We start from the raw sequence: 9,283 nt of genomic DNA on the forward strand, positions 1-9,283 counted from the left end.
TTCCCTGCTCTCGCGGCCCCATGGCCGGTGCGTTTTCCAATCGATCGAAATTTTAGCGCATAATCAGGCGATTGCAAGATACTTGCTGAATGATCATTCAGAATATCTGGACAACATTTTGCTTTTGATGCAGCTTTTAGAAACAAGGGAGACATCAAAAATGCAAAAGTACGATGCCCTGATCGTCGGCGGCGGCCATAACGGGCTGGTGACGGCCTGTTATCTCCAGCGCGCCGGCCTCAACGTTCTCGTCGTGGAAAAGAACGGCTGGGTCGGTGGTGCGGCCACCAGCCGCGAGCTGACGCCCGGCTTCCTCTATTCCAACTGTTCCTATGTCTGCTCGCTGTTTAGGCCGGAGATCATGCGCGATCTCGAACTGCCCAAACACGGCCTGCAGGTGATCTCCTATGAGGGCGGCGCGGTCTTCACCCGCGACGGCGACTACCTCGCCTCCTACCGCGACCATGACAGCCACCGCCGCGAATTTGCGCGCTATTCCAAGCGCGATGCGGAAGCCTACGAGCGTTATGCACGCGACGTGACGCGCCAGTGCCGCTTCATCCAGCCGCTCTTGATGCGCACCGCCCCCGACCCGTTCGGTTTCCGCCCGCGTGACATTTCGGAACTGCTCTATCTCGCCAAGAAATTCGGCGAATTCAGCCCGCACGAAATGGCCGAGACGCTGCGCTTCTGGACCATGTCGATCTCCGACTTCCTCGACGAATATTTCGAGACCGACGTCATCAAGGCCTATCTCGCGCTGTCCGGCATCATCGGCACCGCCCTCGGCCCGATGTCGCCCGGCACCGCCTATGTGCTGCTGCACCACTATATGGGCGAGGTCGACGGCTCCGTCGGCGCCTGGGGCTACGCTCGCGGCGGCATGGGCGCGGTGACGCAGGCGCTGTCTCGCTCCTTCCAGGCCGCCGGCGGCACGATCCGCACGGATGCGGAAGTCTCGAAAATCCTGACGCGCGGCGGCCGTACCACCGGCGTCGTGCTGGCCAATGGCGACGAGGTGCGCGCCGATCTCGTCGTCTCCAATGCCGATGTGAAGCGCACCTTCCTCAAGCTCGTCGAGGAACAGGACCTGCCCGGGGATTTCGTCCACCGCGTCAAGCATTTCAAGATGCGCGGCTCCTCCGGCAAGGTGAACATCGCCCTCGACAGCCTGCCGGAATTCCCCGCTTTGCCTGAGGGTTCGAACTGCATTCGCGGCGACATGCATTTCACCGACAGTATCGAGCGCATGGAACGCGGCTACGACGACTGGAAGGCCGGGCGCTGGTCCGCCGATCCCTTCCTCGACATGATGATCCCCACCCTGCTCGACCCGACCATGACCTCTCCCGGCAAACATTTCATGAGCTGCTTCGTGCAATATTGTCCGCCGAAGGTGGAAGGCCGCGACTGGACGGATGCAGACCGCGATGCCTTCGCGGAGACTGTCATCAGCCAGATCGCCGACTATTCGCCCGGCTTCCGCGACCGCATCGTGCATATGGAAGTGCGCACGCCGCGCGAGATCGAGGCGGAAGTCGGCCTGACCGAAGGCAATATCTTCCAGGGCGAACTGACCTTCGACCAGTTGCTCTTCAACCGGCCGGTGCCCGGCTATGCGCAATACCGCAGCCCCATCCATGGTCTCTATATGTGCGGCTCCTCCACCCATCCGGGCGGCGGGGTGATGGGCGCGCCCGGCCGCAACGCCGCCGCCGAGATCCTGCGCGACCTCAAGCGCGCCCCCGAACAGATGAGCAAAGCCCATGACGTCATTTGATGCCATCGTGATCGGCGCCGGCCACAACGGCCTTGCCGCCGCCACCCGCCTCGCCAAGGGCGGCCGCCGCGTCCTGGTGCTGGAGGCGGCAAACGAACCGGGCGGCGCCACCCGCGGCCGCGAGTTCGCCCCCGGCTTCCGCTCCGCCGGCCTCGCCCATCTCGTCAACCGGCTGGATGCCGAGGTTGCCAAAGATATCGGCCTCGACCTGAAGGGCGATGAAACGCTGCTTCCGACGACAGTGCTCGACGGCTCCGGCAAGGCAATAACCCTGCACGGTGCTTACGGCGAAAGCATTGACGGCGTCTCCGCCGACGAACAGGCCGCCTTTGCGGCGATGCGCAAGAAACTCATCTTCCAGGCTGGCATTCTCAAACGCTTCCTGCGCCGCCCGCCCCCGCAGATCGGCGCGGTCTCGCTCGGCGATCTCTCGACGCTCGCCGGCGCCGGCCTCAGCCTGATCCGCAAGGGGCGCAGCGAGGGCCGCGACTTCCTGCGTATGCTGTTAATGAACGTCGCCGACTTGACAGACGAATACCTGACCGACGACCGCTTGAAGGGTCTGCTCGCCTTCGACGCCACGCTCGGCATCCATCTCGGCCCGCGCTCGCCGACCTCCCTGCTCGGCCTCTATTACCGCCTGACCGGCGATGTCGCCGGCCGCACCGGCGGCCAGTTCGTACCGGTGGGCGGCATGGCGAGCATCGCGCCGGCCTTCCTGCGCGCTGCGGAAAAGGCCGGCGTCACCATCCGTTGCGCGACCCCCGTCGCCCGCATCCTTGCCGATCGCGGCCGGACCAGCGGCGTCGTTCTCGGCGACGGCACGGAGATCACGGCCCCCGTCGTCGTTTCGGCCGTGCATCCGCAGACGACGTTCCTGCGCCTCGTCGATCCCGCCGAAAGTGGCACCGGCTTCTTGCGGTCGGTGAAGAACGTGCGCAGCCACGGCAATGTCGCCAAGCTCGACCTTGCACTGGACCGCGTTCCCGACTTCACCGGCCTGCCAGTGGAGGCCCGCAACGGCCGCATCGTGCTGGTACGCTCGAAGGAACAGGTCGAGGCGGCCTTCAACCCGGCGAAATACGGTGAATTCTCCACCGATCCAGTCATGGAAATCACATTGCCGAGCCTCGCCGATCCGTTGCTTGCGCCGGCCGGTGCCTGCACGCTCTCGGCGCTGGTGCAATACGCGCCCTACCGCCTCAAGGCCGGCTGGGAGAATGGCAAGCCGGCTTTCCTGAAGATCGTGCTGGAAACATTGGAGCGGCATGCCCCCGGCATCGGTAAATCTATCCTCGCCGCCAATCTGATGACGCCGGTCGATATCGAGGCGGAATACAATCTGCCCGGCGGCCACTGGCATCACGGCGAATTGCAGGCCGACCAGCTGCTCGTCAACCGCCCGACGGGGGCGGCCTCCGGCTACAAGACACCGATCGAGGGCCTTTATCTCGCCAGCGCGGGCGCACATCCGGGCGGCGGCATTTCCGGCCTGCCGGGCTGGAACGCCGCGCGCCACATACTTTCGGGAGCGACAGCATGAACGCCATGACGAAATCCGCCGCCGACCTGCGCCGCGCGGCCCGCGACCATATCCGCGTGCCTCGCCTCGAAACGCCGTTCCACGACCGGCTGATGGCGATCAGCGAGGTCAACGACTGGTACAACTGGGCCGGCTACAAGGCGCCGCATTCACTGACCGACGGCGAACTCGAATATTTCGCCATCCGCTCCACCGCCGCGCTGTTCGACATCTCGCCGATGGTGAAATACCGCATCGCCGGCCCGGATGCGGAACGCTACCTCAATCGGCTGACGCTGCGCGACGTCCGAAAACTCGGCATCAACCGCGTGCAATACACTGCCTGGTGCGACGACCATGGCCATGTGCTCGACGACGGCACGCTGTTCCGTCTCGGCGAACAGGAATTCCGCCTCTGCTGCCAGGAGCGCCACCTGCCCTGGTTGCTCGACAGCGCCTTCGGCTTCACGGTCGACATCCGCGAGGAGACGGAGGAAATCGCCGGTCTCGCGCTGCAAGGTCCAACCAGCTACGCCGTGCTGCGCGATGCGGGTTTCGCCGGCGTGGAACGGCTGAAACCCTTCGACATCGCCACCTTCCCGCATGAGGGCGGCGAGGTCACGATCTCGCGGACCGGCTTTACCGGCGATCTGGGCTACGAACTCTTCGTGCCGCGCGCCAGGGCACTCTCGCTCTGGGATCGCCTGTGGGCGGCGGGCGCCCCCCATGCCATACGCGCCATCGGCTACGGCGCGCTGAACCAGACGCGCATCGAGGCCGGCTTCATCGTCGCCAATGCGGATTTCATGACCGCCGAAGCCGCCTTGCGCGCCGACCGCGTACGCATGCCCGATGAAATCGGCCTCGACTGGCTGGTCGATCCGGACAAGCCGAATTTCAACGGCCGCCGCGCCATCCTCGATGCGCGGCGGAATCAGACTCTCAAACACATCCTGGTAGGCCTTGAAATCGAAGGGAATATTTCCGCCGAGCACGCCATCGTCTATCATCGGCAAAAGCATGAGGCGGGCCTCGTCACTGCCGCGATCTGGTCACCGACGGCCAAGCGCAACATCGCCATCGCCAGCCTCGAGCGGCCCTACGGCTCGAAGTTCACCAATGACCTTTGGGTGGAGATCTATGCGATGCGCGAGCTGAAATACCAGAAGATGATGAAGCGGGCGAAGATCGTGCCCCGCCCCTTCGTCAAGCTCGCCCGTCGCACGGCCACGCCGCCGGGCCTCAAATAAATGGACGAGGAAACCCGCCGCAACTGGGAAATCATCGCCATGCCGCCGGGCGCCGAATGGTCCGGGCGGGCACGCTATGCGGCGGCGATGTATTTCTGCCAGCGCGGCGAGATGGCGCCCGAGGTGCTGGAAATCTACCGCATCTGTTCGCGGCTCGATGCGGAGGACCCGGTCTCGGTGCTGCGCCGCTGGCAGGTCGGCGCGGAATGGATCGCGAAGCTGGAGGCGTTTCGCAGCCGATCAGATTGATGGCGTGGGCGCCGAATAGGTCGCAAACAGCCGGCGCAGCGCATCCTTGCCTTCGCTGGCAATATCGAACCGGCGGCCGAACAACAGCCATTCCGAGCACAGCCCCTTGATGACCCAGCGCAGCATGGAGGCGGCCGAGCGGGGCGTCCACGCACCACCGAGCCTGCCTTGCCGCTCCGCCTTCACGAAAGCCGCTTCCAGCGCCTGCATATGTTCGTCGTCGAGATCGTTCTGCCGTTCGGAAATGGCGGCGAATTCGCCTGTCGTGTCGCAACGCAGAAGAATCGAGAGGATGCGCTGGCGGTGCTCGTCCTCGGCCAGCAGCTCCAGCCATTCACGGCCGACCCGTTCGAGCACGCCGAAGACATCGGCATTCTCCGCCTCCAGCTCGCGGGCGATCAGCTCTTCCTGCGGCATGGGCAGCGAATTGTAGAGCTCCAGCACCAGATCCGCCCTATTGGCGAAGTGCCAGTAGATGGCGCCGCGGGTGACCCCCGCGGCGCGTGCCACATCCTCCATGGAGGCATGGGCGACACCTTTTTCGTAGAAGACCTTTTCCGCCGCCAGCAGTATCTGCTGGCGAGTTTCCTTGGCCTCTGCCTTGGTCCGGCGCATGGCGGTTACTCCGCCGGGCTGGTTTCAGCCGGAGCCGGCTCCTCCTTCTTTTTCCCGTAGCCGAACAGCTTCATCACGAAGACGAAGAAGACCGGCACGAAGAAGATGGCAAGCACCGTCGCGGTGATCATGCCGCCCATGACGCCGGTACCGATGGCGCGCTGGCTGCCCGAGCTTGCGCCGGTCGCGATCGCGAGCGGCAGAACGCCGAGCGTGAAGGCGAGCGACGTCATCAGGATCGGGCGGAAGCGAAGGTGGCAGGCCTCGATGGTCGCGTCGATGAGCGACCGGCCGTCCTCCATCAGTTCCTTGGCGAACTCGATGATCAGGATCGCGTTCTTCGCCGACAAGCCGATGATCGCGATCAGGCCCACCTTGAAGTACACGTCGTTCGACATGTCGCGCATCGTCACCGCGATGACCGCGCCGATGACGCCGAGCGGCACGACGAGGATGACCGCGAGCGGAATCGACCAGCTTTCATAGAGCGCCGCAAGGCACAGGAAGACCAGCAGGACTGTCAGGCCGATCAGGATCGGCGCTTGCGAACCGGACTGGATTTCCTGCAGCGACTGGCCCGTCCACTCGTAGCCGAAGCCCGGCGGCAGCTGGGCGGCAAGCCGCTCCATCTCGGCGATCGCATCACCGGAGGAGAAACCTGGCTTGGTCTCGCCGCTGAGGCGCATGGACGGATAGCCGTTGTATCCGACCGTCTGCGTCGGCGCCATCGCCCACTCGGCGGTCGCAAAGGCCGAGAGCGGAACCATGCCGCCGCTCGAATTGCGCACGTTGAGCTTCAAGAGATCGGCCACCTGCATACGTTCGTTCTGGTCCGCCTGGACCGTCACGCGCTGCATGCGCCCGGCGTTCGGGAAGTCGTTGACGTAGGTCGAGCCGAGATTGGTCGAGATCGTCGAGTTGATATCGGCGAAGGTCACACCGAAGGTGTTGGCCTTCTCACGATCGATCACGACATTGACCTGGGCGGCATCCGGCATGCCCTCGACGCGCACGCCCGTCACGATATTGCTCTGGGCCGCAAGGCCGATCAGTTGCCCCGTCGCGGCCGACAGCGCCTGCTGGCCGAGACCACCGCGATCCTGCAGACGGAACGAGAAGCCGCCCGTCGTGCCGAGACCCTGGATGGGCGGCGGCGACAGCGCGAAGCTGATCGCATCCTTGATCTGGCTCATGGCCATGCTCGCGCGCCCGGCGATTGACTGCGCCGAGTTTTCCGGTCCGCGCTCGCTCCAGTCCTTCAGCGTCACGAAGGCAAGGCCGGCATTCTGCCCCGCACCAAAGAACGAGAAGCCATTGATGCCGACGATGGTGTTCACGGCGGGTTCCTGACCGAAAATCTTCTCGGTCTGGGCAAGCACTTCGTCCGTGCGGTGGCCGGTCGCTTCAGAGGGCAGCTGCATCATGACGATGACGAAACCCTGGTCCTCATCCGGCAGGAACGACGACGGCAGCTTCATGAACATGTAGCCGAGGCCCGCGAGGATGGCGATATAGATCACCATGAAGCGGCCCGTCCGGCGGATCAGCCAGCTGACCGTGCTGCTATAGCCCCTTGACGAACGGTCGAAGCCACGGTTGAACCAGCCGAAGAAACCACGCTTGGTGTGGTGGTGCCCCTTCGGAACCTGCTTCAGGAAGCTGCCGGCGAGCGCCGGGGTTAGCGACAAGGCGAGGAAGGCCGAGAACAGGATCGAGACGACCATCGTCAGCGAGAACTGCTGATAGATGACGCCGACGGCACCGGGGAAGAAGCTCATCGGAATGAACACCGAGGCGAGCACCAGCGTGATGCCGATGACGGCGCCGGTGATCTGCTTCATCGCCTTGCGGGTCGCCTCCTTCGGCGGCAGCCCCTCTTCCGACATGATGCGCTCGACGTTTTCGACGACGATGATCGCGTCATCGACGAGGATGCCGATGGCGAGCACCATGGCGAACATGGTGAGCACGTTGATCGAGAATCCCATGGCAAGCATCACGGCACAGGTGCCGAGAAGTGCGACGGGAACGACGAGCGTCGGGATGATCGTGTAGCGGATGTTCTGCAGGAACAGGAACATCACGAGGAACACGAGGCCGACGGCTTCGAGCAGCGTGTGCAGAACCTTCTCGATCGACACCTTCACGAAGGGCGAGGTGTCATAGGGGATCGAATATTCGAGACCCGGCGGGAAGAACTTCGACAGTTCGTCCATGCGCGCCTTGATCGCTTCGGAGGTCGCCATGGCGTTGCCGCTTGGCGAAAGTTGGACGCCGATAGCAGCGGACGGCTTGCCGTTGAGGCGTGTCGAGAACGAATAGGTCTCGCCGCCCACTTCGACGCGGGCGACGTCGCGCAGGCGCACGGCCGAACCGTCCGCATTGGCGCGCAGCACGATGGCGCCGAACTCTTCCGGCGTCGTCAGCTGGCCCTTGATGTTGACGGGGGCTGCGATCTGCTGGGTGATCGGATTCGGCTGGGCGCCGATGGAGCCGGCGGCAATCTGGGCGTTCTGTGCCTGCACGGCGGCGGTAATGTCGGCCGCCGTCAGATTGAGACCGAGCATCTTGGCAGGGTCGAGCCAGACGCGCATCGAGCGCTGGGTCGCAAACAGCTGCGCACGGCCGACGCCGGGTACGCGCTGCACTTCCGAGAGAACGTTACGGTTGAGATAGTCGCCGAGGCTGATGGCATCCATCGAGCCGTCGGTGGAGGTCAGCGAGACGATCAGCAGGAAGCCGGAGCCGGCTTCCTCGACCTGCACGCCTTGGCGGCGCACGGAATCGGGTAGACGCGGTTCGACGCGGCTGATGCGGTTCTGCACATCGACCGAGGCTTGGCTCGGATCGGTGCCCGGCGCGAAGGTGATGTTGATTTCGGCCGAACCCGAAGCGCTCGAGGTCGATTCGAAATAAAGCATGCCTTCCACGCCGTTCAGCTCATCCTCGATGAGCTTGGTGACGCTCTGATAGGTGTCCTGCGACGACGCGCCGGCATAGGAGGTCGAGACCGAAATCTGCGGCGGCGCGACGTTCGGATATTGCGAGATCGGCAAGAGCGGAATGGAGATGGCGCCGGCGATCATGATGAAGATCGCGACCACCCAGGCGAAAATCGGCCTGTCGATAAAGAAACTGGGCATCGTTGCGGTCCTTACTTCGCCTGCTCGGTCTTGGCGGCGTCGCCGCCTTCGGCCTTGCCGGCTTCGCCGGCCTTGGCGTTATCAGGCTTCTTGTCGTCAGCCTTTGCACCATCAGCAGCAGCGCCTTCAGCCTTGACTTCGCCGCCATCGGCCGCCTGCTTCTGCGCATCGGCCGCTACGGCGTTCGGATCCCATGCGGAAGGAACGACTTCCGCACCCGGCTGCACCTTCTGGAAGCCTTCGACGATGATCTTCTCGCCATCCTTCAGGCCATCGGTGATGACCCAGCGCGTGCCGGCGGCACGGCCGATACGGACCGGACGCGGGCCGGCCTTGTTGTCGGCGGAAACGACATAGACGAGCGCGCTGCCGGAAGCATCCCGCTGCACGGCCTGCTGTGGCACGAGAACGGCACCCTTCTCGATCCCCTGCTCGATCTGCACGCGCACATACATACCCGGCAGGAGATCGCCATCGGGGTTGGGGAATTCGCCGCGCAGCGTCACCTGGCCGGTCGTCTCGTCGACGGCGGCTTCGGAAAACAGGAGCTTGCCCGACTGCGGATAAGCCGAGCCGTCGTCCAACACCAGCTTGACGTCGGCGGAATTGTTGTCGGCCATCAGCGCGCCGTCCTCCAGCGCCTTGCGCAGCCGGATGAGGTCGGTCGCCGACTGGGTGAAGTCGGCATAGACGGGGTCGAGCTGCTGGATCGTCGCGAGGTTTT

Annotated in this window: 7 protein-coding genes; 4 read left to right on the forward strand and 3 right to left on the reverse strand. The window is 64.2% G+C overall.

What is annotated here, in order from left to right:
- Positions 1 to 160 precede the first annotated feature (160 nt).
- Genes ACOZK4_RS20905 through ACOZK4_RS20920 form a run of 4 tightly spaced genes read left to right on the forward strand, consistent with a single transcriptional unit; the run spans position 161 to position 4,801 of the window.
- On the forward strand, positions 161 to 1,780 hold the full coding sequence (locus ACOZK4_RS20905; RefSeq protein ID WP_421593572.1) for a phytoene desaturase family protein: 1,620 nt from the start codon (positions 161 to 163) through the stop codon (positions 1,778 to 1,780).
- Positions 1,767 to 3,323, forward strand: a complete 1,557-nt coding sequence (locus ACOZK4_RS20910; RefSeq protein WP_421593573.1) for a phytoene desaturase family protein — start codon at positions 1,767 to 1,769, stop codon at positions 3,321 to 3,323. Before ACOZK4_RS20905 ends, ACOZK4_RS20910 begins: the two co-directional genes overlap by 14 nt.
- A 5-nt stretch (positions 3,324 to 3,328) precedes the next feature.
- Positions 3,329 to 4,552: an aminomethyltransferase family protein gene (locus tag ACOZK4_RS20915; RefSeq protein WP_421593586.1), complete on the forward strand. Its 1,224-nt coding sequence runs from the start codon at positions 3,329 to 3,331 to the stop codon at positions 4,550 to 4,552.
- Positions 4,553 to 4,801: a hypothetical protein gene (locus ACOZK4_RS20920; protein WP_421593574.1), complete on the forward strand. Its 249-nt coding sequence runs from the start codon at positions 4,553 to 4,555 to the stop codon at positions 4,799 to 4,801. It begins immediately after the preceding gene.
- Here the strand turns inward: ACOZK4_RS20920 and ACOZK4_RS20925 are convergent.
- From ACOZK4_RS20925 to ACOZK4_RS20935, 3 genes are all read right to left on the reverse strand, one after another.
- Positions 4,793 to 5,416 carry a TetR family transcriptional regulator gene (locus ACOZK4_RS20925; RefSeq protein ID WP_313531400.1) on the reverse strand — a complete coding sequence of 208 codons (624 nt, stop codon included), beginning with the start codon at positions 5,414 to 5,416 and terminating at the stop codon, positions 4,793 to 4,795. The genes ACOZK4_RS20920 and ACOZK4_RS20925 overlap by 9 nt on opposite strands.
- Before the next feature lie 5 nt (positions 5,417 to 5,421).
- A complete protein-coding gene (locus ACOZK4_RS20930) occupies positions 5,422 to 8,559 on the reverse strand; it encodes a multidrug efflux RND transporter permease subunit (protein WP_421593575.1) in 3,138 nt (1,045 codons plus the stop codon).
- Between the two features lie 11 nt (positions 8,560 to 8,570).
- Positions 8,571 to 9,283, reverse strand: a 713-nt coding sequence (locus tag ACOZK4_RS20935) for an efflux RND transporter periplasmic adaptor subunit (RefSeq protein ID WP_421593576.1), incomplete at its 5' end; no start/stop codon positions are given.

Source organism: Shinella sp. M27 (assembly GCF_049199905.1).
Classification (GTDB): Bacteria; Pseudomonadota; Alphaproteobacteria; order Rhizobiales; family Rhizobiaceae; genus Shinella.